Here is a 26,708-nt window from a genome sequence, read left to right as displayed (position 1 = left end):
CCAGCTTTGGCTGTTAGGTTGCGGCCATGAATAGGGCCGAAGTAATCATCTTCCTGATCGCGCTGGCCGTGCTGATCGCGCTCATATTTACCGTCTGGCTTTTGGATACGCCCGACTGGTCCGTGCACCTTTGACTGTCAGCCTATTCGGCTGGATCACTTGGAATGGCATCGTGGACTTCAGTGACGATGTAGCCTTTCGGCTCGCCCGCGACTGACTGGACATGCACGTCCACGACAAAGGTACTGGTCAGGGGGTTTACCTCTTTGGTGATCTGGCCTTTGAGGTCGTTGATGGATTTGCGGAAGTAGACGGGCAAAGCCTTATCCGAAATCGACGGTATGATGCCCTTGTCGCCAGTGCGGCCTTTCTCTTTGCCCGGCCCGCGATTGGCTTGGTCCATAAACAGCATGACCTCGCGCTTGATCTGGTGATCCGGTAGAGCGTTCGGCGCCTCCAAAAGCGCCGGCTCCGCGCTTAGGGCCGCGTCGATGTTTATGGCAGCGCGGTTAAGCTCGCTTTCGTCAAAGTCATACTCGACCACCGTTTCTTTCTCGCCATCGGTCTTTCGGTAGCGGGCGTGCTTGATGCCAAGTTCCGCCCCTTTCTTGCCGAGCAACGGCTTCACAAATTCGCGGATGTCGCGCGCATCGTCATCCGAAGGCGGGTCTAACCGAACTGGCTCTAGTGGGCCGCCAGAAAACGCTTTGAGACCTCGCCAGAGCCTGTTGGTGAAATCGGCGACGATGACAGCCGTATCAATTGGCTGCACGGCTTGGCCAAGCATTTGCAGATAGGGTGCGATCTCCATCAAGATCGACCCGGTTTCCAGTTTGGTCACATACAGCTTTGGCGCGGTTTCGCCGTGCGACCTGTAGTGCCGCCCATACATGCGGGCCAGAGCGGAAAAACTTTCCGAAAGATCGCCAAGCTCAATCGGCTGACCCGGATCAAGCAGAATTATAATTCTGTCGCCTTCGCGCTTTGATTCAAGATCGACCATTATTTAAAGCCGGATGTCGGTTGCCTGAATTACGTCCAAACACTGTAGCAAAAAGGCGGCGGTGAAGCCACCGCGACTTATCTTATTATTGAGATTTCTTTCGTTTTCATGAACGCCGATGGCAGCAAGTTTCTCGGCGAGCTGGGCATAGGTGACGCCCTTGCGCTTCAATTCGGCTTTCAAAAGGTTCTTGGCCTTCGTTTCGTATTCGACGGTAGCCGGGTCGTCCTTGCGTGCCATAGGGTCGCCTCAAAAATATCATCGTATTTGATGATATAACCCCTTGCATTTGGCGATACAAGTCCGCATATACGGTGAGTAATATCACCGGATATGATGACAATGGCACAGCACTTCCTCCTCTCCGCCGAAAGCCGCACCCTCTCTCTCAAAGAGATTTACAAGGGTGGCGAGGAAAAGGCTTACGACACATTCAAGCGCCTTCGCTGGGCTTCGACGCAAGGCGAGCCGGTTTGCCCGAAATGCGGGTGCCTGGATCACTACGACATTCCGACCCGTCGCAAGTTCAAGTGCGCCGCTTGCGGTGCGCAGTTCTCCGTTACGTCCGGCACGATCTTCGCCTCGCGCAAGCTGTCGTTTGTCGATCTGCTTGCCGCGATCTGCCTGTTCGTCAATGGCGCGAAGGGCATGTCGGCGGTCCAATTCTCCCGCGATCTGGACGTGCAGTACAAGACCGCCTTCGTGCTGGCTCACAAGCTGCGCGAAGCCCTGTCGGCTGAAACCAAGAGCGAAACCCTTGAAGGCGAAGTCGAGATCGACGGCGCTTACTTTGGTGGCGTGGTGCGCCCTGAGAACCGCGTAGAGGACCGCAAGGACCGTCGCGTGAAGGCGAACCAGTCAGACCGCCGCCGCGTTGTGATCGCCCTGCGCGAGCGCGCTGGCCGCACCCTGACCTTTGTCCGCAACCGCGAAGCCGAAGGCGTCGATATCGCCCGCGCTCGTATGCTGGCCGGTTCTAAGCTGTTTGCCGACGAGGCGACCCATTGGGACGTACCGGAAGGCGAGTTTGCGTCGACCCGCATCAACCACTCGGAAAGCTACAGCGACGGCCACGGCAAGCATACGAACATGGTGGAAAGCTATTTCAGCCGCCTTCGCCGGATGGTTGCTGGCCAGCACCACCACGTTTCGCACCGCTACCTCTACCAGTACGCCAATCATGCCGCATGGCTTGAGGATCACCGTCGCCGGTCGAATGGCGGCAACGCCTTCGCTCTGCTTGGTGGCGCGCTCAATCATGCCGTGAGTCGCGTTTGGGCTGGGTACTGGCAACGCTAGGCTGGCGCCGAATCAGGTTGCAGTTTGTGCGGTGCACAATCTAGACGAGTCGGCCAGAATCAGGTTATACGACACCAAAATATGCGGAATTCGCAAAATTGGCGCGGTGGGAGGAACCAACCAAGCCTTTGAATCCAGTGACCTTTTTTGCGCCCACATTATAATGTGGCAGGGCGCGCTTGGCGCTGCCTTGACTCCAGCCCGACCCGAGACTCTTATCCATTCTGTGAGGGGACATATCCTCTCGCCTGATACGACAAAGCCGGGGCTCGTAACCCCGGCTCCGTATCGGTAACCGCAGTGCTTTGGACGGCTTGCGGCTAGTCGGTATGTACAGGCGGGACCCTACTCGCAATCGACTCGCTGTCAAGTCGTTCAAGCATCCTAAAAGGAGTTTTAGGATAATGACGACTGAGAATAAACCACCATACCAACTAACATATGATGATGCAGTCGACGTTTGGCTACGTCATTGGGCTGGGCAATACCAGCATCACATTGCCGCCGTCTACGGCGTCAATCCGGGCCGCGTGAATGACGTTCTCAAGGGACGGAAACACGTGGGCGCGGAACAGGTTGCCGCTTCGAAAAGGAGGGCCGCCTAATGGCTAGTAGTTCCGTGAAACTTCTTTGCGGCTCTTGCAAGGTCGACCTTGAAGGACCCGCGAATACGAAGGACAATGACGTGGTTGCATGTCCCCGGTGCGGGCGCAGTGACACACTCAAAAACGTCATGCGGGAAGTCACGAAGCATGCCGAGGAGGTGATGGCGCGCGGCCTTCAGAAAAGCCTGAGCGGCGCGCTCCGAGGGAGCAAGAACGTCAAGTTCTCTGGCAACCACGTCCCACATCGCACCTATCGCTTCATCAGCGATCTGAAACTTTGACATAGTTTCTACTCCTGCGGTCGGCTGTCATGGCCGACCGCTTTTGCTTTCCGCCTTCGCCGCACCTTCGCGGTGTTGACGCACTGCCTTATCCGCTCGACAAGCGACGGCCCCCAGCCCTTCATTGCGACAATGCGCTGGGCCGTTTCCTTATTGGCCTTGCTGCCTTCCGCCTCGCACTTCAGGATCAGCCGGTAAAGCTCACCCTTGCGGAAGCGGTTCGTCTGCCGCCGTAGCGGCACGATTTGCGAAGGGTCGCCCTTGTAGCCAAGGATCAATAGCACCGCGTCTATGTGCTGCAGTTGGTCAGCCAGGTTCGCACCCTTGAACCGGATTAGGCCGGATATCTCCGCGCGCTTCGCCACAAGCGTATTGATGGCGTGTTCGTATCTGGTGGAGCGGACGATAGGGGCAACTCTTGGCATCCCCGGATTTTATGGGAACCCACCCTTTAGGTCGTGCAGGAAGTTGGTGCTTTTGCTACATAAGGCCGCGTTTATTCTTGACGTGACGGCGGGTTGGAATGTTGGCCGAGCCACCGGTTCTGGCAATGAGAGCAACTAACGGCCAGCTGTCGTAGCCTTTGTCAGCGACAAGCGCCTTTGCCGGCGGCAACCCTTCAATCAGCTGCGGGGCGATGGTCTTATCGGATGCCTTGCCCTCGGTGATAAGCAAACGGATGGGCAGACCATCCTGATCGACAAGGGCATGAACCTTGGTGCTTAGTCCGCCATGAGAACGGCCAATGGCGTTATCCGGACCCCCTTTTTACCGCCCGCGGCATGCTGGTGAGCGCGGATTATCGAACTGTCGATTAAGTGCAAAGACTGTGGTGACTTAGCCGCCAGGGCTTCAAACATCGCCAACCAGACACCTCTCTTGGCCCAGCGGTTGAAGCGATTGTAGACCGTGGTGTAGGGGCCATACCGTTCGGGCAGATCGCGCCAAGGCGATCCGGTCCTCAAAACGTAAAATATGCCATTTACCACCCGCCGATCATCGACCCGCTTCTTGCCCAAACCGTGCGGCGGCAGAAGCGGCTCCACGATTTGCCATTCCGTCTCGCTTAGATCGTAGCGTGCCATCATCGCCTCCAAATCAAGGCGTTGAATCACTGCTTCAAACGTCGTGCAAGGGTTGAGTACGCGCTCTAGGATCCATGCCGTGACCTATGAGCGATGCCGCGATGCAGACACTGGCACCGGAACGCCAGCGTAGATGTCCCTCTTTTCTGCAGCGTGTCATTTTTCGACAGGCGTAACGGCATGGATCCTAGGGCGTGGACTCAACGTGTCGCAGCCATATTCGGAGCGATGCGAGATTGAGGATGGCCAGGTAGTTGCGTGCGAGCTTGTCAAAGCGGGTTGCGGCCCGGCGGAATTGCTTGAGCCTGCAGAAGAAGCGTTCGATGCGGTTGCGCTCCCGGTAGAGCTCTGGCGGAACCACACGTTTATTCTTGACGTGACGGCGGGTTGGAATGTTGGCCGAGCCACCGGTTCTGGCAATGAGAGCAACTAACGGCCAGCTGTCGTAGCCTTTGTCAGCGACAAGCGCCTTTGCCGGCGGCAACCCTTCAATCAGCTGCGGGGCGATGGTCTTATCGGATGCCTTGCCCTCGGTGATAAGCAAACGGATGGGCAGACCATCCTGATCGACAAGGGCATGAACCTTGGTGCTTAGTCCGCCATGAGAACGGCCAATGGCGTTATCCGGACCCCCTTTTTACCGCCCGCGGCATGCTGGTGAGCGCGGATTATCGAACTGTCGATTAAGTGCAAAGACTGTGGTGACTTAGCCGCCAGGGCTTCAAACATCGCCAACCAGACACCTCTCTTGGCCCAGCGGTTGAAGCGATTGTAGACCGTGGTGTAGGGGCCATACCGTTCGGGCAGATCGCGCCAAGGCGATCCGGTCCTCAAAACGTAAAATATGCCATTTACCACCCGCCGATCATCGACCCGCTTCTTGCCCAAACCGTGCGGCGGCAGAAGCGGCTCCACGATTTGCCATTCCGTCTCGCTTAGATCGTAGCGTGCCATCATCGCCTCCAAATCAAGGCGTTGAATCACTGCTTCAAACGTCGTGCAAGGGTTGAGTACGCGCTCTAGGGTCTCCGCGCCGCTTTGCGTCGCTCCGCCCTAGGATGACGAAATTCGAGCAATAAAAAACCGGCGTCAGCTTGCTTCTGACGCCGGTCATTTAGGTTTTGGGATCGTCGCACTCGATTCTCCAAGGGAAAACCGAGGTTGGTTCGATCCGACGCAGACCCGTGGGCGGGGGGCTTGGGGTTTACGAGCCGGTGCCGGACCGAACCGTCTCAGGCAACGCCGGTAAATTCGTCGGACATTGGGGCATGAGCGCGGATAAATTGTGGCGACAATGTGTCGGAGCATCACCAATTCCAACACGCGGTTCGCAAACGTGACTGGACGTTACAGAAATAGCGCGGCTCCGGCATGCTTAGCCGGGTCTTGCAAATCGAAGGCGAACAGGCCAACTTCTGAGGGCAAAGATTCATTCGAAGGATCGAGGCATGACCGATCGCGGTGGCAGTGGGACGGAGGATGGGGACGCATCCGCAATATTGATCCCGCTGCACGAGGCCCGACGAGAGCGCCTCGACCAGCCGGTGCGCTTTGATCGGCGCGAGCTCGATCAGATCCTCAGGCTCTATGGGCGCATGGTCGCCGCCAATGAATGGCGCGACTACGCCATCGACCATCTCTCCGACCGCGCTGTCTTTTCGGTCTTCCGTCGCGCCAGCGAGGTGCCGCTGTTTCAGATCGTCAAGGATCCGAAGCTGGCGCGCCGCCAGGGCGCCTTCTCCGTCATCGCCGCCGGCGGCCGCATCCTCAAGCGCGGCCAGGAGCTCGGCCGCGTGCTCGGCGTCTTTGATTCCAAGCTGAAGGTTATCGAGGCCTGAGCAGGGGAACGGAAGAACGGCACTAAGTGCCTGATATAATTATTTCTTTTATTCTTCAGTTCCTCAATTCATCAGTTCCCACTCAGTCGCTCGCGAAATTTTTTCTCCGGCCACGAATCCGCATCCGGCGGCAGCGCTGCCCCGCCATTCAGCGACAACTGCATGAAGACGGTGTCCAGCCAGCGTCCATGCTTGTAGCCCGAGCCTTCGAGGCGACCGGAATGGCGAAAGCCGAGCTTCTCGTGCAGCCGCACCGAGGCGCTGTCGGCGTGACCGTCGCCGATGACGGCGATGATCTGGCGAAAGCCCGCCGCCTCGGTTGCGCCGATCAGCCCTTGCATCAGGAGACGTCCAATGCCCTGGCCCTTGGCTTCGGGCGCGACATAGACCGAATCCTCGACGACGAAGCGATAGGCGGGACGCGGCCGGAACGGGCCGGCATAGGCATAGCCGAGCACCGCGCCATCCTTTTCCGCCACCAGATAGGGAAAGCCGCCGCTCGTCAGGCTGTCGAATCGGCTGCCCATCTCGGCCCGGCTCGGCGGCTCCAGCTCATAGCTTGCCGTTCCGTGGGTCACCGCGTCGGCATAGATTTCCGTAATCCGGTCGAGGTCGGCCGTGATTGCGGCCCTGATCGTGATGCTGCTCATATTTTATGCAAATCGTTCACCTGCCTCCCATAACAGCAAAGGCTCGGACAAAAAAAGGGCGGCCATTGGGCCGCCCTTTCCGAAATCTATGGTCCAGCCAGACCGGATGCGGTCGCCTTAGCGGCGGTCGCCCATGAACTGCAGCAGGAACATGAACAGGTTGATGAAGTCGAGATAGAGCCTCAGCGCGCCCATGATGGCCTTGCGCCCGGCGACATCCGTGGCATCGCCATCGAAATACATCTCCTTGATCTTCTGCGTGTCATAGGCGGTCAGGCCAGCGAAGATCAGCACGCCGATCGCGGAGACCGCGAAGGACAGCGCCGAGGACTGCAGGAAGATGTTGATCACCATGGCGATGATCAGGCCGAACACGCCCATGATCAGGAACGAGCCGACCGCGGTCAGGTCGCGCTTGGTGGTATAGCCATAGAGCGACAGCGCGCCGAAGGCGGCGGCCGTGGCAAAGAAGGTCTGCGAGACGCTGGCGGCCGTGTAGACCAGGAAGATCGACGACAGCGACAGGCCGACGAGACCGGCATAGACCCAGAACGTGGTCTGCGCCGCCGAAACGCTCATCGACTGGACGCGGTACGACAGGAACAGCACGGCGGCGAGCGGGGCGAAGATGACCAGCCAGCGCAGCGGCGAGCCGAAGATGGCATAGCCGAAGGAGGTCAGCATCTCGCCGTTCGGCAGCGTTGCGACCGCCGAGGCCGGGTCCGTGGTGGTGGCCAGCATGATCGTGCCGACCGCGGCAAGGCCGGTGATGAGCAGGCCAAGCCCCATCAGATTGTAGACCTTGATCATGTAGGCGCGCAGGCCCTGGTCGATGTCGGCATCGACACGGGCGCCGGGCACGGCGCGCGTCTGGTAGTTGCGAATGGGATCAGCCATTGGAATTCCTCTGTTGCTTCTGCCCCGTCCGGTGTCAGGCCATTTCGGGCCCAGGCGCCGCTGGCAGGGGCTCCAGCATGCCTGCGCGGAATATGATGGTTCTTCGCGTCAAGGACAAGACCGTAACCGGCTGTAACGGTTCGTGAGAGGGCAAAAAGCCGTTTTGCCGGCCTTTTGTGCAGTCATTCTTACCAAGATTTAATCCGAGGCGGGCGGCGCCAGCGCGGCAAATCAGAGATTGCGCAGCACCGGCGCCGCCTTGTGGCCGAGCACCCGCCAGGTTCCGGCAAGGCCGATGCCGACCGTGATGACCAGCGCAAACAGGATCGTCGCCACCGCCACTTCCGGCATGAAATGCGATGGCAGCGTCATGATATGCGCGACCACGAACCAGGCCGCCACGCCGCCAGCCGCCAGCGCGAAGACCGCGGTGGCAAGGCCGATCAGCACATATTCCAGCGAGAAGGCCGTGATCAGCGTGCTCCGCGTCGCGCCAAGCGTCTTCAGCACCACCGCGTCGTGGATGCGCGCCCGGTTGCCGGCGGCAAGCGCGCCGGCAAGCACCAGCACCGAAGCGACCAGCGCCACGCCGGCGGCAGCGCGGATCGCCGTGCCGAGCTGGCCCACCAGCCGGTTGACGATATCGAGCGCGTCCTTGACCCGGACCGTCGTCACCGAGGGGAAAGCACGCGTCACTGCGTTGAGCAGCCGTGCATCGTCGGCGGTGGTGGCGTCCTTGTCGGTCAGCGTCGCCAGCCAGCCATGCGGGGCGCCGGCGAAAGTGTTGGGCGAGAACACCATGACGAAATTGATGCCCATCGTCTCCCATTCGACCTGGCGGAAATTGGCGATCCTGGCCGTCACATTACGTCCAAGCACATTGACGGTGACGGTGTCGCCGAGCTTCAGCCCGATCTGCCGGCCCTCCTCGGCCGAGAACGACACCAAGGGCTCGCCGGAATAATTGTCCGGCCACCACGTGCCTTGCGTCAGCGTCGCGTTGGCGGGCATCTTCGCATCATAGGTCAGGCCGCGGTCGCCGCGCAGCACCCAGGCGCCCTCCGCCGGCACGCTCACTTTGCCGACATCGACGCCGTTCAGCGCCATCACCCGTCCGCGCAGCATCGGCACCTTGGCCAGCGTTCCCTTCGGCGCTTGCCTGCCGATCAGCGCGGAAAACGCATCGACATCGCTGCTCTGGATATCAACGAAGAAGAAATTCGGCGCCCGTTCCGGCAAGCTGCCGGAAATCTGGCGCCTGAGATTGCCGTCGATCAGCGCCAGCGTCACCAGAAGCGTCAGCCCGAGGCCGAGCGACAGCACCACCGAGGGCGTCAGGGCGCCCGGCCGGTGGATGTTGCCCAGCGCCAGCCTGAGCGCGACGGAGCGGACGCGCGGGCTCTTGCTGGCCGCCCATTGCACCAGTGCGCCGACCAGGCGCAGCACCAGGAAGGCAAAGAGCGTGGCGCCGACGAAGATCGAGGCGATGCGGCGGTCGCCGGAAAACAGGATGGCCAGCGCCGCCAGGAAGAGCGCGATGCCGACCGCCGCCGCGACATAGGGCAGGCGCGGAAAGCCGCGACTCTCAAAACCCATCTCGCGAAACAGCGCCGTTGCCGGCACGTCGCGGGCGCGCCCCAGCGGCAGCAGCGCGAAGGCCAGCGTCACCAGCAGGCCGAACAGCGCCGCCATGGCAAGCGCGCCGGGGTAGAAGCCGCCTTCCGCCGGCACCGGAATGACCGACTGCAGGGCTGCGCTCGCCGCGAACGGCATCAGCGCGCCAAGGATCAGGCCTGCGACGATGCCGAGACCGGCGATCAGCAGGATCTGCACCAGATAGACGGTGAAGACGAAGCCGCCCGAGGCGCCGAGGCTCTTGAAGGTGGCGATGACGCCGCGCTTGCCGTCGAGATAGGCGCGCACCGCGTTCGCCACGCCGACGCCGCCGACCACCAGCGCCGTCAGCCCGACCAGCGTCAGGAATTGCGAGAAGCGCTCGATGTTGGAGGAGAGCGCCGGTGCCGCGTTGCTGCGCGTGCGGACCGACCAGCCGGCCTCTGGAAACGCCTTTGCCGCCTGGTCCTGGATCGCCTTGAGGTCGGCCTCGCTGGCGCCGGCGGGCAGGCGGATCTTGTAGGCATTCTCGACCAGGCTGCCCGGCTGGACCAGGCCTGAGGCGGAAAGGCCTTCGGTCGAGACCAGCAGCCGCGGCGCGAAGCCGAACCCGTCGGACACCGCATCCGGCTCGCTGACCAGCCGGGCGCGCAGCTCGAACGTCGCGCCGCCGAGCTTCACCCGGTCGCCCAGCTTGAGCTTCAGCCGGTCGAACAGCAAATCGGGTGCGGCGGCGCCAAAGACGCCGGACCTTTCGGCAAACAGCGCCTCGCGCGGCATCGCCGGCTCGGTCGCCAGCGCGCCGTAGAGCGGATAGGCATCGTCGACCGCCTTGGCCTCGACCAGCGCCTGGTCCGAACCGTCCTCCAGCCGCGCCATCGAGCGCATGCTGGCGTTATGCGAAATCGCTCCCAGTCCGTTGAGGAAGCCGCGCTCGGCCGGCGTCGTGTCGCGCTGGTTGAGTTGGAAGCGCAGGTCGCCGCCAAGCAGCGTCTGGCCCTGGTTGGCGACACCGGCGGTGATCGCCTGCGCCACCGAATTGACGCCGCCGATAGCGGCGACGCCGAGCGCGATGCAGGCAAGGAAGATGAGGAAGCCGGACAGGCCGCCGCGCATCTCGCGCAGCGAGAAGCGAACCGCGAGCTTCAACGTCCGGGACAGGGGCATCAGGCCGAGACCTTCACCGGCTTCGGCGCGTCCTCGATCCGTCCCGAGCGCATCGACACTTGGCGCGAGCAGCGCGCGGCGAGTGCCGGATCATGGGTGACCAGCACCAGCGTCATGCCGCGCTCGGCCGCCTTGGCGAATAGGAGGTCGGCGATCTGCCGCCCGGTCGCCTGGTCGAGATTGCCGGTCGGCTCGTCGGCGATCAGGATGCGCGGCGAGGGCGCCAGCGCCCGGGCGATCGCCACGCGCTGCTGCTCGCCGCCGGACAATTCGCCGGGATAATGGGTGACGCGATCGCTCAAGCCCACCGCCGCCAGCTCGCGCGCCGCGACGCCGAACGGGTCGGCATGGCCGGCGAGCTCGAGCGGCACGGCGACGTTTTCAAGCGCCGTCATATTGGGGATGAGGTGGAAGGACTGGAAGACGATGCCGATGTTTCGTCCCCGAAACGAAGCAATCCGATCCTCGCTTTTGCCATTGAGCAGCTCGCCAGCGATTCGAACCGTTCCCGAATCGACCCTTTCCAGCCCGGCCAGGACCATCAGCAGCGTCGACTTGCCGGAGCCCGATGGGCCGACGATGCCGGTCGCCTCGCCGGCCGCGACATCGAGGCTGACGCCTTTCAGCACATGTACGGAGGACGCGCCTTCACCGAGCGTCAGCGATACGTCTTTCAGCACGATGACGGCTTCTGTCAAAATCAAAGCGTCCTATATGGTGGGGTGAGGGCTGATGCTCGATAAAGCAATCCGCCCTCACGTCGAGACTGTTTGCTCATATGGGGCCTGCCGCATGGCTTTCAAACACACTCTTGCAGCAGCCCTTATTGTTTTCGCCGCGCTCGGCGGAGCCATGTCGTCGGCGGGCGCCGAGACCTTCAAGATCGTCGGTTTCGGCGACAGCCTGATGGCGGGTTTCAACCTCGGACCCGGCGAAGGTTTCACCGACAGGCTGCAGGCAGCGCTTCGCGCCAAGGGCCTCGACGTCAGCGTCGCCAATGCCGGCGTTTCCGGCGACACGTCGAGCGGCGGGCTGGCGCGGCTCGACTGGTCGGTGCCTGACGGCACGCGGCTCGTGATCCTCGAGCTCGGCGCCAACGACATGCTGCGCGGCGTCGCGCCCGCAATCCCGGAGAACAACCTCGACGAGATGCTGGCCAAGCTCAAGGCGCGCAGGATCGCCGTGCTTTTGGCCGGCATGCGCGCCGCTCCCAATCTCGGCGCCGACTACCAGAACGCCTTCGACGCCATCTATCCGAAGCTCGCCGAAAAATACGACGTTCCGCTCTATCCGTTCTTCCTCGATGGCGTTGCCGGCATGCCCGCTCTGCAGCTCGAGGACGGCCTGCACCCCAACGCCAGGGGCGTCGACAGGATGGTCGAAGGCATATTGCCGACGGTGGAAAAGTCGATTGCCGCGACCGGCGGCGCGTCGTGAGGCAGGAAAGTCACGGTTGCCGCTGGGGAAACTGCAACGCCAACAAACCGCTTGCTCCGCTTGGATATCGATGATTCGCTAGGAGCGTGAGTTTCGATTCGAGGACAGGAGGCTTGCCATGCCACGTCTTTTCACCGCCCTCGAAATTCCGCGTGATGCCGCTCTTTCGCTGTCCCTGCTCCGGGGCGGCCTGCCCGGAGCCCGCTGGATCGACGTCGAAAACTACCATCTGACGCTGCGTTTCATCGGCGATGTCGAGGGCCATGTCGCCGACGAGATCGCCAACGCGCTCGACCGGGTCCACCGCCCGTCCTTCCCGCTGACGCTGTCCGGTGTCGGCGCCTTCGGCCAGAAGAAGCCGCATGCGGTGTGGGCCGGCGTCGCCGCCTCGCCGGATCTGACCGCCCTGCAGGGCGAGATCGACCGCATCTGCCAGCGGCTCGGCCTGCCGGCCGATCCGCGCAAGTTCATGCCGCATGTGACGCTGGCGCGGTTGCGCAATTCGAGCCCGCTCGACGTGGCGCAATATCTTTCGGCGCGCGGCAATTTCTCGACGTTGCCCTTCCGTGTCGGTCGCTTCGTGCTGATGTCGTCGCGCGATTCGGTCGGCGGCGGCCCCTACATCGTCGAGGAGGCCTGGCCGCTGTCCGGCGCCGACGCGCGCGCTTCCAGCCGCCTCGCCAGCGCCTCCGACGCCTCGCGGATCATGCGGTAGACCTCGGCGAACGCTTCCGGCCCGTCATAATAGGGGTCCGGAACATCGCGCGCGGCGCCGTCGGCAAATTCCAGGAATAGCTGGATGCACTCGCGCATGGCGGCCGGCGCGATAGCCCTGAGGTCACGGACGTTCGAGCGGTCCATGCCGAGGATCAGATCAAAGCGGGCAAAATCCTCCGGCGCCACCTTGCGCGCCCTCTGCCCGGAAATATCGATGCCATGGCGCGCCGCGATCGCGATCGATCGCGGATCTGGAGCCGAGCCGACCTCCCAGCCGCTGGTCGCGGCCGAATCGAGCACGATGGACCGGCCCGGTCCGTGCTCGGCCAGCACGGCGCGCAGCACGCCTTCGGCTAACGGCGAGCGGCAGATATTGCCGAGGCAGACGAACAGGATGGATCTTATGGGTTTCGCGCTCATCGATCCGGCGCCGTTTTTGTGCATGTCGTTGTCCCGAAACCGCGACGCACTTTTGGGCGACATGCATTATGGTGAGGGTCAAAGCTCGAAATAGCACAGGAAACAAACATGACGAGAGAGAAACTGGGCAAGGACGCGATCGCGGCGGCTCTGGCCGAACTGGGTGGCTGGTCGCTTGCCGCAGACGGCGCTTCGATCAAGCGCAGCTTCGTCTTCAAGAACTTCTCCGAGGCCTTCGCCTTCATGACTCGTGTGGCGCTGGCGGCGGAAAAGATGGACCATCATCCCGATTGGTCGAACGTTTACAAGACGGTGGATGTCACCCTGAACACACATGATTCCGGCGGCGTCACCGCGCTCGACATCGAGCTGGCGAAGAAGATGAACCGCTATTTCGGCGGCTGAACTCTTGTAGCGGACCGGCGCTTTCACCACATTTTTCCCGGCGGCCGCGCACCGAAGCAAGCGCGCGGCCCAAGGAGAAACAGATGGCGCGACAACCTGGTTTTGATTTCTTCGGCTTTGGCGACAAGCTCGCCGGCGAGAGCGAGGTGCGCGAGAAATTCTGGCGCACGGCCAAGAAGGCCGCCCGGCAGATCCCGTTCATGGAAGAGGTGGTCGCCGCCTATTACTGCGCCATGGACAAGGACACGCCGCTGCGCGCCAAGGGCATCCTGGTGGCCGCGCTCGGCTATTTCGTGCTGCCGGTGGACTTCATCCCGGATTTCGTCCTCGGCCTCGGTTTCACCGATGACATCGCCGTGCTGACCGCCGCGATCACCGCCGTCAGCGCCCACATCACTCCAGCACACAGGCTTGCTGCCAAGCAGGCGATCGCCGACAAGAGCTGACGCAGACGCCGCGCGAGCGCCGTTTGAAAAGACAAACTCTTGCCGTTTTCGTGGCCTCCAAGTCGGCGCAGGGACGCCCCGCCTGCCGCCTTTGAGGTGACGGCGCGGGGATGGCGGCGGTTTCCTGGGGTGAGGGTCCTTTTCTTGAGGAAAATTCACCGTTTGGTAACCCTGATTAAATCAAAATGAAGCGACGGGCAGGACGCCGCAACGGCCTGCCGCCGCACCATTTGGAATACGGGAAAAACGATGCGCGGATTGATTGCTACAGTTTCCAGCCTGGTCCTGGTGGCCCTGGCGGCGCCGGCGCTGGCGCAGTCGGCGACCAAGATCGGCCAGCACAATGCCTGGGGCACCTACAGCTACCAGGCATCCGGCGGCAAGGTCTGCTACGTGCTCACCGTGCCGACCGACAAGCAGCCACCGACGCTCGACCATGGCGACATGTTCTTCTTCGTCAGCCAGCGGCCGGGACAGCAGGTGTCCTACGAGCCGCAGTTCATCGCCGGCTACAATTTCCAGGAAGGCTCCAAGGCCACCGTCACCATCGACAAGAAGACCTTCTCGATGTTCACGCGCGGCAAGTCGGCCTGGGTCGAGAACGCGGCGGAAGAGCCGGTGCTGATCGCTGCCATGAAGACCGGCACCGACATGAAGGTGTCGGCCAAGTCCGGTCGGGGCAACCCCACCTCCTACGTCTTCTCGCTGAAGGGCATCTCGGCCGCGCTGGCCTCGATCGCCAAGTGCAAGTAGGCAACGTACCAGGTTTGACGAAAGGCCGGCCGCAGGGTCCGGCCTTTTGTTTTGAGGTGGCGTTCCTCCGCCCGGCGCCGCCTGATCGCCTCGGCGACAAACACGCTGGACGGTGCGCGAGATACAGCGGTTCGTGCGAGATCGGCCGCACCCAGCGCTAGCACAGGCTGAGCGTCGATCAAGACAACGAGGTCTGGTCGCGACCGTGCATGCGTTCAATATCGGCCCGCCGACCCTGCCGGCGGGAATGTCAGGCGAGATTCGAGCCTCACATGGCCATTTTTTCACATTCGGCCTGAGCCTTCTTGGTCGACGTATCGATCATGTAGGCTTTGCCCTTGGCGTCGGTCATCATCATCATGCAATGCTTGATCGGCTTCGCCATCTTCATCATCTCGGCGCTCATCTTGGCGTCCGGCATCATGGTGCCCATATGGCCGTCGGGCGTGATCGCCGTCACCTGGCCAGCCTTCATCATAGTCATCGTGCCCATCGTGTCTTCGGCAAATGCCTGTACCGCGGAAAGGCCGAGGAGGCCGGCGATGACAACAAGCTTGATCGAATGCATTCCGCATACTCCCATTTTGCAGGGGCATAGTTGCCCCTTTCAGGGTTCGCGAAGGCGCCTTGGGTCGTTACGCCAACACGAATATGTGATCGATCTCCGCAGTGGGAGGGATGCGACGCCGCCTCACAGCGGTTGAGCGAACGACGGCACGACCGGCCAGCCGCGCCCCGCCCCGCATGACTCCGCCCTTAACCTGTGCTATGCGCCGCGCTTCATTTCGGGCACGATGCTGAAATCGGCCGCAAACCGCTTATATTGGCGCAACCATGACCCTTTCGCTTGACCTTACCGCCGAAGGCGCGCGTGACGCCTTGCGCGCCAGCGCCACGTCCGCCGAAAAGCCATCGCTGATCGGCCTCACCCGCGCCGAGCTCGGCGCCGCCCTCGTCGAGGCCGGCATCGTGCCGGAACGCCAGGCGAAGATGCGCGCCCAGCAGCTCTGGCACTGGATGTATGTGCGCGGCGTCTCCGACTTTGCCGGCATGTTCAACATCTCCAAGGACCTGCGCGCCGAGCTCGACAAGCATTTCACCGTCGCCCGGCCCGAGATCGTCGAGGAGCAGATTTCCGAAGACGGCACCCGCAAATGGCTGTTCCGCTTTCCGCCGCGCGGCGCCGGCCGCCCGGTCGAGATCGAGACCGTCTACATCCCCGAGGAAGGCCGCGGCACGCTCTGCATCTCATCGCAGGTCGGCTGCACACTGACCTGCTCTTTCTGCCACACCGGCACGCAGAAGCTGGTGCGCAATCTCACTGCTGAGGAGATCCTGGCGCAGTTGCTCACCGCGCGTGACCGGCTGGGCGACTTCCCCGACCGCGACACGCCCGACGGCGCCATCGTGCCGGCCGAGGGCCGCAAGGTGTCCAACATCGTCATGATGGGCATGGGCGAGCCGCTCTACAATTTCGAGGCGGTGAAGAAGGCGCTGCTGATCGCCTCCGACGGCGACGGCCTGTCACTGTCCAAGCGCCGCATCACGCTCTCGACTTCCGGCGTGGTGCCGGAGATCTTCCGCACCGGCGAGGAGATCGGCGTCATGCTGGCGATCTCGCTGCATGCCACCAATGACGATCTGCGCGACCTGCTGGTGCCGATCAACAAGAAGTATCCGCTGAAGGAGTTGATCGCGGCGTGCCGCGCCTATCCCGGCCTCTCCAACGCCAAGCGCATCACCTTCGAATATGTGATGCTGAAGGACGTCAACGATTCCATCGAGGACGCCAAGGGCCTGATCAAGCTGCTCAAGGGCATTCCGGCCAAGATCAACCTGATCCCGTTCAACCCGTGGCCGGGCACCAACTACCAGTGCTCGGACTGGGAGACGATCGAGAAATTCGCCGACTACATCAACAATGCCGGCTACGCCTCGCCGATCCGCACGCCGCGCGGCCGCGACATCCTCGCCGCCTGCGGCCAGCTGAAATCGGAATCGGAGCGCATGCGCAAGGTAGACCGGCTGGCGCTGGAAGCGATGATGATCGCGGGGCACGGCGAGGCGTGAGCCGCCTCGTCGCCTATCTCGTCCGCTTCGCCGTCATCCTGATCGGCTATCTCGTCGCCTCGCTGGCCGCCAGCGCCTTCCTCAACGTGCTGTTCCTGGCCTCGCTCGGCTATACGCCCGACCAGGCCCATCCGACGGCGACCGCCTCGCTCTATTTCTCGATCCCTTTCGTGGCGCTGTTCGTCGCCTATTTCGCCTTCATGCCGGCTGCCGTCGCCATCCTTGCAGCCGAAATCCTTGGACGGCGCGACTGGCTGTTCTATGCAATTGCCGGCGGCGTCGTCGCCGCGGCCTTCCTCGGTTTCGTCCGTCAGAGCGCCGATGCCGATTTCGCCATCACCGACACCAGCGCCATTCTGGCGGTGATCGGCTCCGGCATGGTCGGCGGCATCTTCTACTGGCTCGCCGCCGGCCGCTGGGCGGGCAGCTGGCGCGAGAGCGAGCCTATTTCGCCTGGGCCGTCAGGATCTTGAGCGCGAAGGCCGAAAACACACCGCCGAACAGATAGTCGACCATCCGAGTCACCCGCGGGCTCGCCTTCATCGCCGCCGAAAACTTCTCCGCCGCCAGCACCATCGGCACCACCACCGGGGTCGATAGCACCATGAACATGACGCCGAGGAAGAATAGCTTCCCGGGCGCGCTCGGGTCATGCGCGGAGACGAATTGCGGCAAAAACGTCATGAAGAACAGGATGATCTTCGGGTTGAGCAAATTGACGCCGAGCCCTGACGCCCAGCTGCGGAACAGCGATATCTGCGGCCCGGCCTGCTTCTCGGGCGAGAAGGCCGAGCCCTTGGCGACCGCCTGCCAGGCCAGGAAGACGAGGTAGCCGGCGCCGAAGATCTTCAGGATGAAGAAGGCCGTCGGCGAGGCGACGATCAGCGCCGAGACGCCGACCGCCACCAGCGTGGTATGGACCAGCGTGCCGCACAGCGCGCCCGCCAACGAGGCAAAGCCGGTGGCGCGGCCCTGGCTCAGCGTCCGCGACACGAACAGCGTCATGTCCGGTCCTGGCGTGATCGCCAGGATCACCGTGGCGACGGCGAACTGGATCAGCGTCGCTGTATCGGGAATGAAGGACATCGGTCGCGCGCGCCCCGAGAGAAGGATCGCGAAAGCCTATAACGCAGCCCTTTCACCCTCGCCAGAAGCTGGGCGGCGTGGCGTCTGGTCCAGCGTTTGCGGCTATCAAAGGCCGTTCGTCTCTTGCGCAGCCCGGAAACGCCGTGATACCTCGCCCGCGAAACCTTTCCCTGCGGAACCGCCAAAAATGTCCAAGACCAAGAACGTGAAGAAAGTCGTGCTCGCCTATTCCGGCGGCCTCGACACCTCCATCATCCTGAAGTGGCTGCAGACCGAGCTCGGCGCAGAGGTCGTCACCTTCACCGCCGACCTCGGCCAGGGCGGCGAGCTGGAGCCGGCGCGCAAGAAGGCCGAGATGATGGGCATCAAGGACATCCGCATCGTCGATGTCCGCGAGGAATTCGTCGCCGACTTCGTCTTCCCGATGTTCCGCGCCAATGCCGTCTATGAAGGCACCTACCTGCTCGGCACTTCGATCGCGCGGCCGCTGATCTCCAAGCACCTCGTCGAGATCGCCAGGGAGACCGGCGCCGACGCCATCGCCCACGGCGCCACCGGCAAGGGCAACGACCAGGTCCGTTTCGAGCTGTCGGCTTACGCGCTGAACCCCGACATCAAGGTCATCGCGCCGTGGCGCGATTGGTCGTTCAAGTCGCGCACCGACCTGCTCAATTTCGCCGAGCAGCACCAGATCCCGGTGCCGAAGGACAAGCGCGGCGACGCGCCGTTCTCGGTCGACGCCAACCTTTTGCACTCCTCCTCCGAGGGCAAGGTGCTGGAGGATCCGTGGACCGAGCCGCCGGAATTCGTCCACCAGCGCACCGTCTCGCCGATGGATGCGCCCGACGTCGTCACCGAGATCGAGATCGAGTTCCTCAAGGGCGATCCGATCGCGCTCAACGGCAAGAAGCTGTCGCCGGCAACCATGCTCGCCGCGCTCAACGACCTCGGCCGCGACAACGGCATCGGCCGGCTTGACCTCGTCGAGAACCGCTTCGTCGGCATGAAGTCGCGCGGCGTCTACGAGACGCCCGGCGGCACCATCCTGATCGCCGCCCACCGGGCGATCGAATCGATCACGCTCGACCGCGGTGCCGCCCACCTCAAGGACGAGTTCATGCCGCGCTATGCCGAGCTGATCTACAACGGCTTCTGGTTCTCGCCCGAGCGGCTGATGCTGCAGGCGATGATCGACAAGAGCCAGGAGGACGTTGAAGGCACGGTGCGGCTGAAGCTCTACAAGGGCAATGTCATCGTCACCGGCCGCAAGTCGAAGAAGACGCTCTATTCCGATGCGCTGGTCACCTTCGAGGACGATCGCGGCGCCTACGACCAGAAGGACGCCGCCGGCTTTATCCGCCTCAATGCGCTCCGGCTGAGGACGCTCGCGGCGCGCACGCGCAAGGGCTGACATGGCGGCCTGGCACGCTTGTAGCGATTTCACGAAAGCCGAAACATCTCAAGAAACCCGGCGGAGACGCCGGGTTCTCTATTTCTAGCTTCTAATATAAGGAAAATAACGACGGCCCAATGAAGTTCCTATTTGACCTTTCGATCGCTTCATCTAAGTTCCGCCTGGGATCGACGGGGGTTTGATAGTGAAAAAAGGTATTTTTGTTCTGCTGGCGACTGCTGTCGCCTTCGCTGTGTGCCAGCCCTCACAGGCGGCCGCGAAGCGTGAGCCCAAGCCGAATTTGGACGGCTGCATCGCCGAAGCCCGCGCATGGAACATCACGCTCAAGCACGATATCGCCTCTTTTATAGGTGTCTCGCTGGAGCGCATGCCTGCCCTGTTCTGCCAGCGCCTCGCCGAAGGAGTGCGCAGCGGCCGCATCAGCTACTCCGACATAAACAGGTTGCAGCTCGACCAGCCGACCGAGATCTGGTTGGTCATCAAGGGCAAGTCAAAGGCGGCTGCGCCCAGGCAAACCCCGGCGCCACGGTCGTCCAGCTACCGCAACTGCAGCGGTATTGACGGCGCTTTCCAGGTTCCCATTTCCCAGAAATGCCCGTTGAGCGGCTACGCGCATTATTGAGAGTGAGCGATTGGGCTTTGACCCATGAACGGAAGGCCCGGCGCATGGCAGGTCTTCTGGTGTTGTGGTGGAATGGAGGGACTTCGACAGTGAAGAACCGTATTTTTCTATTGCTTTCGGCGGCAGTCGTCTTCGGCGGATGCCAGTTCTCGCAGGCCCTGGCGGAGCCGACGTCCAAGTTCCGTACCTGCAACGGATTCGATGGGCCATTCCAGGTTCCCGCTTCCCAGAAATGCCCGTTGAGCGGCTACGCGCATTTCGACGAACCCACCAAAAAGGACACTAAGGCCAGCTCAAAGCCGGCTACGGCGCCGCGGTCGTCCAAATTCCGCAACTGCAGCGGCATTGACGGCAGCTTCCAGGTTCCCATTTCCCAGAAATGCCCGTTGAGCGGCTACGCGCATTATTGAGATCGAATTGGTCGTTCCGAGTGATTGAGTTAGCCCTGCTCCCCAAACAAAAAGCCCGGCGCATGGCCGGGCTTTCCGTGGAAAGGAGATGGCATCAGTTGCCGTCGATCGCCTCCGCGATGCGGGCAATGGCCTGCTGATAGACGCTTGCGGAGTTCCAGCCGGCAATGGCGCCCATATTCGCCTGGTAGCTCGCGCCGGCCTGCCAGCCATGACCCTTGAGGTAGTTGGCGGTGGAAGCGAGCGCGGTGTTCCTGTCGCGCAGATTTCCGTTGCCGACGCCATACTTCAAGACATTCCCGGGCAGGAACTGCGTGTGGCCGATCTCACCATGCATGGCGCCGACCGACGCGGCGGTCAATGACCCGCGATCGACCAGCTTCAGGGCCGCAATGGCATGCGGGTAAAAATAGTCCGGCCGCCGGCAATCATAGGTGAGCGTCACAATGGCGGAGACCGTGTTCTGGTTGCCCATGGCAGCGCCGAAGCCGGTCTCCATGCCCCAGATGGCGAGCAACACACCCGGCGGCACGCCGTAGGTCGCTTCGATCTTGTCGAACAGCGCCGCGTTCGACTTCTTCAGTGAACGGCCCTTGGAGATGATCGCGGAAGCGCCGCGGCGCTTCATGAAATCTTCCACCGAGCCGCTGAACGCCTTGTGGATGGCGCGGTCGGCTGAGATCGTCCTCGTTGCGTAGGTCGCGCCAGCCAGAGCGGCCAGCCCCCTAGCGCCGACACCTTCGGCCTGGGCCTGCGCGGCAAACCCCTGCTTCCAGGCCTCGAAGCCGGCGCCGTTCTTGCCGCAACTGGCCGCTGCCTGCGCGCCCGTCGCCAGCGCAAGCACCGCCGTTACCACGGCGGCAAAAATCTTTCCCTTGGCAAGAAATGCCATATCGTTCTCTCCTGATCGCCTGAATCACGTCCCGGTTGCGAATTTGCCAGTGAAACGCCCGGTTGTCACCGCCCCCCTCGCGGCTGAACTGGCTGCTCGATGCTGGCCAATGAAGCGGAATTTGCCTACGATCAAGTATTTATTGTGGCGGGGGGCTCGATACACATGAGCGATGTTGATGTCGTGATCATCGGGGCCGGCTCTGCCGGGCTCTCAGCCGCGAAAAACCTGCGCGCCGCCGGCCTTTCCTTCAAACTCCTCGAAGCGATGGACCGCATCGGCGGCCGCGCTTGGACCAGCGACCGGCATTTCGGCGTGCCCTTCGACATCGGCTGCGCCTGGCTGCATGCGGCGGACCGCAACCCCTATTTTCCCGAGGCGCAGGCCGCCGGCTGGACGCTCTATCACCACGACATGAATGTCGATCATCTCTATTACCGCCAGCGCAAGGCGAGCGAGGCGGAAGAGTCCGAGATGAAGGCAGCCGACGCGCGGCTGTTCGAATTGCTCGCCGCGCATAAGGTCGAGGACGGCGACGACGACCGGCTTTCGGCGCTGCTCGCCAGGGGCCGGGCGCCGCGCGCCGCCGCCACCTTCGCCGGGCCGATGGACTTCGGCGCCGACGAGGACGAGATTTCGATCCTGGATTTCCAGGCCGCCGCCGATCTCGACCCCAACTATTTCAGCAAGGAAGGCTTCGGCGCGCTGGTGGCGCGTTTCGGCGCCGACGTGCCGGTCGAATTGTCGACCCCGGTGCGCAGGATCTTCTGGAACGGGCCGGACGTCGCCTGCGTCACCGATCGCGGCACGATCCGCGCCAAAGCGGTCATCGTCACCGCCTCGCCCGCCGTGCTCGCCTTCGAGGAGATCGCATTCTCGCCGGCGCTTCCCGACGCGCATTTTTCCGCTTTTTTCGATCTGCCGATGGGCATGCTGACCAAATTGCCGGTCGAGATCAGCGGAACGCGGCTCGGCCTGCAGCCCTTCGACGATTTGCTGATCGAGCGGCTGGCCAGGCACGACATCTATTTCCTCTGCTTTCCCTTCGACCTCGACCTGATGGTCGGTTTCGTCGGCGGCGACTTCGCCTGGGAGATGTCGGCGGCCGGCGAGGCCGCCGGCATCGATTTCGTCGTCGACCGGCTGTGCGACATTTTCGGCGCCGAAACCCGCAAGCATGTCGGACGCGCCATGATGACCAATTGGGGCGGCGAACGTTACGTGCGCGGCGCCTATGCCGCGGCGCGGCCGGGACGCTCGGAGGCGCGCGCCACGCTGATGCGGCCGGTGGCGGACAGGATCTTCTTCGCCGGCGAGCACGTGGCCGGACCGCTGATCCAGACCTGCGGCGGCGCCCGGCTTTCGGGCGAGAGCGTGGCCAGGCAGGTCGTCGCCGCGCTTGCGGCAAAATAGCGCCGGAGCGCCTGGCGCCGGCCACGCATTTGGGTGGTGCGCGACCGCGCCCTATATGCGGGCGCTGATGGGTTTGAGTGCCAGATGAAGCTGTTCGACTGCCCGCAATGCGGCCACCGCCTCTATTTCGAGAACGCCCAGTGCCTGAACTGCGCCAGCCTCGTGCTCTATGATCCCGAGCACGCGCGTTTCGCGCTGTCGGGCGTGGACGGGGTCTTCCACTGCACCAATGCCGACGAATGCGCCTGCAACTGGCGGACCGAACCAGGCCAGGCCTTCTGCCGCGCCTGCGCGCTGAATCAGCTTATTCCGGACCTCTCCGTCGACGGAAACCGCGAACGCTGGATCCGCGTCGAGGCCGCCAAGAAGCGCGTCATCTATTCGCTGCTCGCCTTCGGCCTGCCGGTGGCGCCCAAGCACGACCCGGCGGACGAGGCCGGCCTTGCCTTCGACTTCCTTGCCGATCCGATCGGCGGCGGTCCCGGTGGCGAGCGGATCCTCACCGGCCACGACAACGGCCTGATCACGCTCAACGTCGCAGAGGCGGATTCGGCCGAACGCGAGAGGCGGCGTGTCGCGATGGGCGAGAACTACCGCACGCTGCTCGGCCATTTTCGCCACGAATTCGGCCATTATTACTGGGACCGGCTGATCCGCGACGATCCGCAAGGGCTTGCCGCCTTCCGCGCCCTGTTCGGCGATGAGCGCGCCGGCTACGAGCAGGCGCTCAAGGCCTATTATGCCAATGGCGCGGCGCCGGACTGGCAGCAGGGCCACATTTCGGCCTATGCGACCTCGCATCCCTGGGAGGACTGGGCCGAGACCTTCGCGCACTATCTGCACATTACCGACACGCTGGAAATGGTGCACGCGCTGAATTTTCCGCTCGGCCGGCTGGAGACGGTGGACGCCAACGCCCTGCCGCGCGGCGATACCGGTGGCGAGCTGCAGGCCGCACCCGCCGAGCCAAGGAACGCGCCTGAGCCCTTCGAGAAGATCCTTGACCGCTGGCTGGTGCTGTCGGAGGCGTCCAACTCGATCAACCGCTGCATGGGCTTGCCCGACCTCTACCCCTTCGTCATCTCCGCGGTGACGGCGCATAAACTGGCCTTCGTCCACGACCTGCTGGCCGGTTTGCCGAAAGAAACCGGAATAATTCGTGAGCTAGTGTCGTGATTTCGAAGTTCGCCTGATTTTGATATCGGGCTCCGAGCGAACTTCGAAATAAAAACGACACTAGAATCAACAAGTTGCTAGTGTCGTTCGATTATGAAATTCGCACTGCCCTTAATATCGAACGCTAGCAAATTTCATAATCGGGACACTGGCACGGGCATTTTAGCCGGAACGCATGAGGCCTGGCTTCGTTTTCGTCCGCGAGGGAGCATGAAAACGGAGTGAATCCATGAAACTCATACTGTTTCCCGCGGTCGCCGCTGCGCTCGCCGCCATGTCGGGCGTTGCGCTGGCCGAGACCGCCGTTTCGGCTGTCGCCGATCTCAACGTGCGCGCCGGACCGGGCCCGCAATATCCGGTCATCGGCGTGCTGGCCGCGGGCCAGTCGGCGACGCTCGAAGGCTGCATCGCCAACAGCAAATGGTGCACCATCGCCGAGACCAACGGCCGGGGCTGGATCTATTCGGACTATGTGACGGCCGATTTCGGCGGCAACGCGGTCGTGCTGACGCGCCGCCCGGCCGATGCGGGCATCGCCATCGTCGAGCAGCCGGATAACAGCGACTATCCCGACAACTACACCGGCGCCATCATCTCGGCTGAACCGGTCGAACCAGTCGAACCGATCGCCAGGCCGCCGGCCGAAGTGGGCACCTATATCAGCACCCACCGGCTCGATCCGGTCTACCTCGACGGCGAGGTGGTGACGGGCGCGACCTTGCCCGACAGCGTCGAGTTGCGCGAAATCCCCGACTACAACTACCGCTATGTCTATGTGAACAACCAGCCGGCGCTGGTCGATCCCGGCACGCGGCGCATCGTCTACGTGGTGCGCTGACAAGGCCGGCTAAGACAAGCACCGACCAAGACAAGCGCCGGCCAACAGGCGGCCGCCCGTCGAACGGCGGCCGCCTCTGCACAAAAGCGCAACCACGAGCGCAAGCCGTGGCGAGGATGATTGCGCGCAAAGCGCCGATCCCATAGATCAGGCCGACCCGGATGCGTTCGGCAGTCGCGTCCGGCAGAGGGAACCGCGTGATCATCGACAGAACCGCCTTCGAGCGCTACCGGCGCTCGCCGAACGCCAGGACAACCCCGCTCCGCCTCTTGCTTGGAACCGCGATCGTCGTGCTGTTCTGGATGGCGGCGACGCTGGCGGTGCTGCTCGGCGGCACCTATGCCTTCATCGTCTGGCGGGCCTCGACGGGCGCCGGCCGGCCGACGGGCGGCCCGGTCCAGGATTTCCTGGCCTCGCCGGAAGGGATCCTTACGGCGCTGCTCTCCTTCGCCGGTATCTGGATCGGCCTCTGGGTTGCCATGCGCTTCGTGCACCGCGAGCCGCTTGCGGCGCTGGTCGGCGACAGCCGCCGCGTTTCATGGCCGGGTTTCCTCAAGGGGCTGATCGCGGTGCTGATCACCTCGCTGCTCTCGGAGATCCTGCTCTACTGGCTGCAGCCCGAGATCGCGCGCGGCGCGATCGGCCTGTCGACGTGGCTGCTGTTCCTGATTCCCATCGCGGCGCTCGCCCTGCTGCAGACCTCGTCCGAGGAGGCGCTGTTCCGCGGCTATCTGCTGCGCGGCCTGGCCAACCGGTTCGGCAACCCGCTGATCTGGGCGGGGCTGCCGGTGCTGCTGTTCAGCGCGCTGCACTGGAGCGCCAGCTCGACGCTCGCCATCAACGCCTGCGTGCTGGTCTCGATCGCCACCTTCGCGCTGGTGCTGACACTGCTGGTCTATGCGACCGGCAGTCTGGGGGCGGCCTTCGGCGCCCATCTCGGCAACAACCTGACCGGCTTCCTGCTGATCTCGCATCAGCAGAGCTACAATTCCTTTGCCCTGCTCAACGCCAGGCCGCTGGAGGGGCCCGGCTGGACGGGTTTCGACGCGGTCCTCATCGCCGCGATCGGCATCGTCAGCAGCCTGCTGACGGCGCTGCTTCTGCTGCATCCGCGCTCGCCGCTGAGGGTCGGGCCGGAGGCATCGCGCGGCGCCGGACCTGCCTGATGCGCATCACGCTGGTGGCTGAGGGGGCGATCCCCTGCAAAGGTTATGGCGGCACCGAGCGGCAGGTCGACTGGCTGGCGACGGAACTGGTGCGCTTAGGGCACAAGGTGGTTCTAATCGCCGCCCCTGGCTCAAGCCATCCGCTTTGCGAGGTGCGGCCGGCCGAGTCGAAGGCTCAGTGCCGGGCAGCCATCCCCGGGGACACCGACATCGTCCATTTCAATGGCTGGTACGTCGAGGTGCCCTTTCCCAGCCTCAACACCGAGCATGGTTTTGCTCCGCACGTGACCCGCACGCGGCCGAATTGGAGCTTCGTCAGCGCCAGCCACGCCCGCAACCATGGCCGCCAGACCTTCGTCTATAACGGCTTTCCGGTCGACGACTACCGGCTCTCCGCGACAAAGAGCGAACGCCTGCTGTTCCTCGCCAGCATCGCCCGCGCCGGCAAGAATCTCAACCGCGCCGTCGACCTGGCCAAGGCATTCGATTTTGCGCTCGACATCGCCGGCGGCTCGCGCTGGCGCCTGCTGACGCGGAGCCAGGTGCGACGCGAAGGCGTATTCTTCAAGAGCCTTGGCCGCCGCTATCGTTTTCACGGCGTCGTCGGCGGGCAGCAGAAGCTCCGCCTGCTCGGCGAGGCGAGAGCCTTCCTCAACCCGATCGCCTGGGAAGAGCCGTTCGGCATGGCGCCGGTCGAGGCGATGCTGTGCGGAACGCCGGTGCTGACGACGCCGCGCGGCGCCCTGCCGGAGATCGTCGACGCGGACACCGGGCGGTTTTTCGACACCGACGCCGAATTTGGCGCGACACTTTCCGCTATCTCCGATCTTTCGCCCGGGCGTTGCCGGGACTCCGCGGCCGACCGCTTTCCGATCGCGAAGACGGCAAAGGGCTATCTCGGCCTCTACGCCCGCATCCTCGACGGCGAAACGCTGCCCTGAGCCGGCCGATTTCGGCCCGCAGCTTGACTCCTGGGCCGATTTCCTGTCTACACGCCCCGAATT

At 63.1% G+C, this 26,708-nt stretch carries 32 protein-coding genes; 18 read left to right on the top strand and 14 right to left on the bottom strand.

Annotated features, from left to right (window positions below):
- Nucleotides 1–142 precede the first annotated feature (142 nt).
- Together JG743_RS04610 and JG743_RS04605 are read right to left on the bottom strand one after the other, a co-directional pair.
- Complete coding sequence (locus JG743_RS04610) at nt 143–1,003, bottom strand: hypothetical protein (RefSeq protein ID WP_202298663.1); 861 nt, start codon at nt 1,001–1,003, stop codon at nt 143–145.
- A gap of 3 nt (nt 1,004–1,006) precedes the next feature.
- Entirely contained in the window at nt 1,007–1,243 is a 237-nt protein-coding gene (locus JG743_RS04605; protein WP_202298662.1) for a DUF6471 domain-containing protein, read from the bottom strand.
- Nucleotides 1,244–1,345: 102 nt separating this feature from the next.
- Here JG743_RS04605 and JG743_RS04600 point away from each other — a divergent pair, with 102 nt between their 5' ends.
- Nucleotides 1,346–2,302: an IS1595 family transposase gene (locus JG743_RS04600; RefSeq protein ID WP_202298661.1), complete on the top strand. Its 957-nt coding sequence runs from the start codon at nt 1,346–1,348 to the stop codon at nt 2,300–2,302.
- Between the two features lie 604 nt (nt 2,303–2,906).
- Nucleotides 2,907–3,188 carry a hypothetical protein gene (locus JG743_RS04595; protein WP_202298660.1) on the top strand — a complete coding sequence of 94 codons (282 nt, stop codon included), beginning with the start codon at nt 2,907–2,909 and terminating at the stop codon, nt 3,186–3,188.
- An 8-nt stretch (nt 3,189–3,196) separates the two neighbouring features.
- Here JG743_RS04595 and JG743_RS04590 read toward each other — a convergent pair whose 3' ends face one another.
- The 4 genes from JG743_RS04590 to JG743_RS04575 all read right to left on the bottom strand — a co-directional run bounded on the left by JG743_RS04590 (nt 3,197) and on the right by JG743_RS04575 (nt 5,227).
- Complete coding sequence (locus tag JG743_RS04590; protein ID WP_202298659.1) at nt 3,197–3,553, bottom strand: hypothetical protein; 357 nt, start codon at nt 3,551–3,553, stop codon at nt 3,197–3,199.
- A gap of 115 nt (nt 3,554–3,668) precedes the next feature.
- The gene (locus JG743_RS04585; protein ID WP_244673170.1) at nt 3,669–3,875 is read right to left on the bottom strand and encodes a transposase; all 207 of its coding nucleotides are present in this window, start codon (nt 3,873–3,875) and stop codon (nt 3,669–3,671) included.
- A gap of 35 nt (nt 3,876–3,910) precedes the next feature.
- Nucleotides 3,911–4,273, bottom strand: coding sequence for an IS5 family transposase (locus JG743_RS04580; RefSeq protein WP_202298658.1), 363 nt, complete (start codon nt 4,271–4,273; stop codon nt 3,911–3,913).
- Between the two features lie 187 nt (nt 4,274–4,460).
- Nucleotides 4,461–5,227 (bottom strand): IS5 family transposase gene (locus tag JG743_RS04575; RefSeq protein WP_202292541.1). Its coding sequence is split into 2 segments (ribosomal slippage): nt 4,461–4,889 and nt 4,892–5,227, totalling 765 coding nucleotides; the frame shifts between segments, so codons are not numbered across the junction.
- A 494-nt stretch (nt 5,228–5,721) separates the two neighbouring features.
- Here JG743_RS04575 and JG743_RS04570 point away from each other — a divergent pair.
- A complete protein-coding gene (locus JG743_RS04570; protein ID WP_202298657.1) occupies nt 5,722–6,111 on the top strand; it encodes a DUF2794 domain-containing protein in 390 nt (129 codons plus the stop codon).
- 71 nt (nt 6,112–6,182) lie between these two features.
- On the opposite strand, the gene JG743_RS04565 is transcribed toward JG743_RS04570, so the two are convergent.
- The 4 genes from JG743_RS04565 to JG743_RS04550 form a co-directional block, all read right to left on the bottom strand.
- Nucleotides 6,183–6,761: a GNAT family N-acetyltransferase gene (locus JG743_RS04565; protein WP_202298656.1), complete on the bottom strand. Its 579-nt coding sequence runs from the start codon at nt 6,759–6,761 to the stop codon at nt 6,183–6,185.
- Nucleotides 6,762–6,878: 117 nt separating this feature from the next.
- On the bottom strand, nt 6,879–7,658 hold the full coding sequence (locus JG743_RS04560; protein ID WP_202298655.1) for a Bax inhibitor-1/YccA family protein: 780 nt from the start codon (nt 7,656–7,658) through the stop codon (nt 6,879–6,881).
- Between the two features lie 231 nt (nt 7,659–7,889).
- On the bottom strand, nt 7,890–10,439 hold the full coding sequence (locus tag JG743_RS04555; protein WP_202298654.1) for an ABC transporter permease: 2,550 nt from the start codon (nt 10,437–10,439) through the stop codon (nt 7,890–7,892).
- The gene (locus JG743_RS04550; RefSeq protein ID WP_202298653.1) at nt 10,439–11,137 is read right to left on the bottom strand and encodes an ABC transporter ATP-binding protein; all 699 of its coding nucleotides are present in this window, start codon (nt 11,135–11,137) and stop codon (nt 10,439–10,441) included. The genes JG743_RS04555 and JG743_RS04550 overlap by 1 nt, the downstream gene beginning before the upstream one ends.
- A gap of 94 nt (nt 11,138–11,231) precedes the next feature.
- Between JG743_RS04550 and JG743_RS04545 the strand changes: the two genes are divergently transcribed.
- The gene (locus JG743_RS04545) at nt 11,232–11,876 is read left to right on the top strand and encodes an arylesterase (protein WP_202298652.1); all 645 of its coding nucleotides are present in this window, start codon (nt 11,232–11,234) and stop codon (nt 11,874–11,876) included.
- Nucleotides 11,877–11,994: 118 nt separating this feature from the next.
- Nucleotides 11,995–12,591, top strand: coding sequence for an RNA 2',3'-cyclic phosphodiesterase (thpR, locus tag JG743_RS04540; protein WP_202298651.1), 597 nt, complete (start codon nt 11,995–11,997; stop codon nt 12,589–12,591).
- Here thpR and JG743_RS04535 read toward each other — a convergent pair.
- On the bottom strand, nt 12,495–13,013 hold the full coding sequence (locus JG743_RS04535) for a low molecular weight protein-tyrosine-phosphatase (protein WP_202298650.1): 519 nt from the start codon (nt 13,011–13,013) through the stop codon (nt 12,495–12,497). The two genes, thpR and JG743_RS04535, sit on opposite strands and share 97 nt — an antisense overlap.
- 108 nt (nt 13,014–13,121) lie before the next feature.
- On the opposite strand from JG743_RS04535, the gene JG743_RS04530 reads away from it, so the two are divergent.
- From JG743_RS04530 to JG743_RS04520, 3 genes are all read left to right on the top strand, one after another.
- A complete protein-coding gene (locus JG743_RS04530; protein ID WP_202298649.1) occupies nt 13,122–13,418 on the top strand; it encodes a 4a-hydroxytetrahydrobiopterin dehydratase in 297 nt (98 codons plus the stop codon).
- Nucleotides 13,419–13,501: 83 nt separating this feature from the next.
- A complete protein-coding gene (locus JG743_RS04525) occupies nt 13,502–13,864 on the top strand; it encodes a YkvA family protein (protein ID WP_202298648.1) in 363 nt (120 codons plus the stop codon).
- A 249-nt stretch (nt 13,865–14,113) separates the two neighbouring features.
- Nucleotides 14,114–14,617, top strand: coding sequence for an invasion associated locus B family protein (locus tag JG743_RS04520; protein WP_202298647.1), 504 nt, complete (start codon nt 14,114–14,116; stop codon nt 14,615–14,617).
- Nucleotides 14,618–14,885: 268 nt separating this feature from the next.
- On the opposite strand, the gene JG743_RS04515 is transcribed toward JG743_RS04520, so the two are convergent.
- Nucleotides 14,886–15,185: a hypothetical protein gene (locus tag JG743_RS04515; protein WP_202298646.1), complete on the bottom strand. Its 300-nt coding sequence runs from the start codon at nt 15,183–15,185 to the stop codon at nt 14,886–14,888.
- A 266-nt stretch (nt 15,186–15,451) separates the two neighbouring features.
- On the opposite strand from JG743_RS04515, the gene rlmN reads away from it, so the two are divergent.
- Entirely contained in the window at nt 15,452–16,687 is a 1,236-nt protein-coding gene (gene rlmN / locus JG743_RS04510) for a 23S rRNA (adenine(2503)-C(2))-methyltransferase RlmN (protein WP_202298645.1), read from the top strand.
- Nucleotides 16,684–17,160 carry a hypothetical protein gene (locus JG743_RS04505; RefSeq protein WP_202298644.1) on the top strand — a complete coding sequence of 159 codons (477 nt, stop codon included), beginning with the start codon at nt 16,684–16,686 and terminating at the stop codon, nt 17,158–17,160. Before rlmN ends, JG743_RS04505 begins: the two co-directional genes overlap by 4 nt.
- On the opposite strand, the gene JG743_RS04500 is transcribed toward JG743_RS04505, so the two are convergent.
- On the bottom strand, nt 17,132–17,773 hold the full coding sequence (locus JG743_RS04500; protein ID WP_202298643.1) for a LysE family translocator: 642 nt from the start codon (nt 17,771–17,773) through the stop codon (nt 17,132–17,134). The two genes, JG743_RS04505 and JG743_RS04500, sit on opposite strands and share 29 nt — an antisense overlap.
- Nucleotides 17,774–17,960: 187 nt before the next feature.
- Between JG743_RS04500 and JG743_RS04495 the strand changes: the two genes are divergently transcribed.
- From JG743_RS04495 to JG743_RS04485, 3 genes are all read left to right on the top strand, one after another.
- Nucleotides 17,961–19,184, top strand: a complete 1,224-nt coding sequence (locus JG743_RS04495) for an argininosuccinate synthase (protein WP_202298642.1) — start codon at nt 17,961–17,963, stop codon at nt 19,182–19,184.
- Nucleotides 19,185–19,371: 187 nt separating this feature from the next.
- Entirely contained in the window at nt 19,372–19,809 is a 438-nt protein-coding gene (locus JG743_RS04490) for a hypothetical protein (RefSeq protein WP_244673061.1), read from the top strand.
- Nucleotides 19,810–19,853: 44 nt separating this feature from the next.
- A complete protein-coding gene (locus JG743_RS04485) occupies nt 19,854–20,219 on the top strand; it encodes a hypothetical protein (protein ID WP_202298640.1) in 366 nt (121 codons plus the stop codon).
- A 94-nt stretch (nt 20,220–20,313) separates the two neighbouring features.
- Here the strand turns inward: JG743_RS04485 and JG743_RS04480 are convergent, their stop codons facing one another.
- Nucleotides 20,314–21,111, bottom strand: a complete 798-nt coding sequence (locus JG743_RS04480) for a lytic murein transglycosylase (protein ID WP_202298639.1) — start codon at nt 21,109–21,111, stop codon at nt 20,314–20,316.
- Between the two features lie 165 nt (nt 21,112–21,276).
- Between JG743_RS04480 and JG743_RS04475 the strand changes: the two genes are divergently transcribed.
- The 5 genes from JG743_RS04475 to JG743_RS04455 all read left to right on the top strand — a co-directional run bounded on the left by JG743_RS04475 (nt 21,277) and on the right by JG743_RS04455 (nt 26,645).
- Nucleotides 21,277–22,524, top strand: a complete 1,248-nt coding sequence (locus JG743_RS04475) for a flavin monoamine oxidase family protein (protein ID WP_202298638.1) — start codon at nt 21,277–21,279, stop codon at nt 22,522–22,524.
- An 84-nt stretch (nt 22,525–22,608) separates the two neighbouring features.
- Nucleotides 22,609–23,700 (top strand): zinc-binding metallopeptidase family protein, encoded by a 1,092-nt coding sequence (locus tag JG743_RS04470; RefSeq protein WP_202298637.1) that lies wholly within the window; start codon nt 22,609–22,611, stop codon nt 23,698–23,700.
- Nucleotides 23,701–23,929: 229 nt separating this feature from the next.
- Nucleotides 23,930–24,538, top strand: coding sequence for a DUF1236 domain-containing protein (locus tag JG743_RS04465; RefSeq protein ID WP_202298636.1), 609 nt, complete (start codon nt 23,930–23,932; stop codon nt 24,536–24,538).
- A 197-nt stretch (nt 24,539–24,735) separates the two neighbouring features.
- Nucleotides 24,736–25,704, top strand: coding sequence for a CPBP family intramembrane glutamic endopeptidase (locus JG743_RS04460; protein WP_202298635.1), 969 nt, complete (start codon nt 24,736–24,738; stop codon nt 25,702–25,704).
- Nucleotides 25,704–26,645: a glycosyltransferase gene (locus JG743_RS04455; RefSeq protein ID WP_202298634.1), complete on the top strand. Its 942-nt coding sequence runs from the start codon at nt 25,704–25,706 to the stop codon at nt 26,643–26,645. Before JG743_RS04460 ends, JG743_RS04455 begins: the two co-directional genes overlap by 1 nt.
- Nucleotides 26,646–26,708: the final 63 nt, after the last annotated feature.

This window comes from Mesorhizobium sp. 131-2-1 (genome assembly GCF_016756535.1).
Lineage (GTDB): Bacteria > Pseudomonadota > Alphaproteobacteria > Rhizobiales > Rhizobiaceae > Mesorhizobium.
Note: the sequence above shows the minus strand (reverse complement) of the source record. Positions and strands in the feature narration are given on the sequence as shown.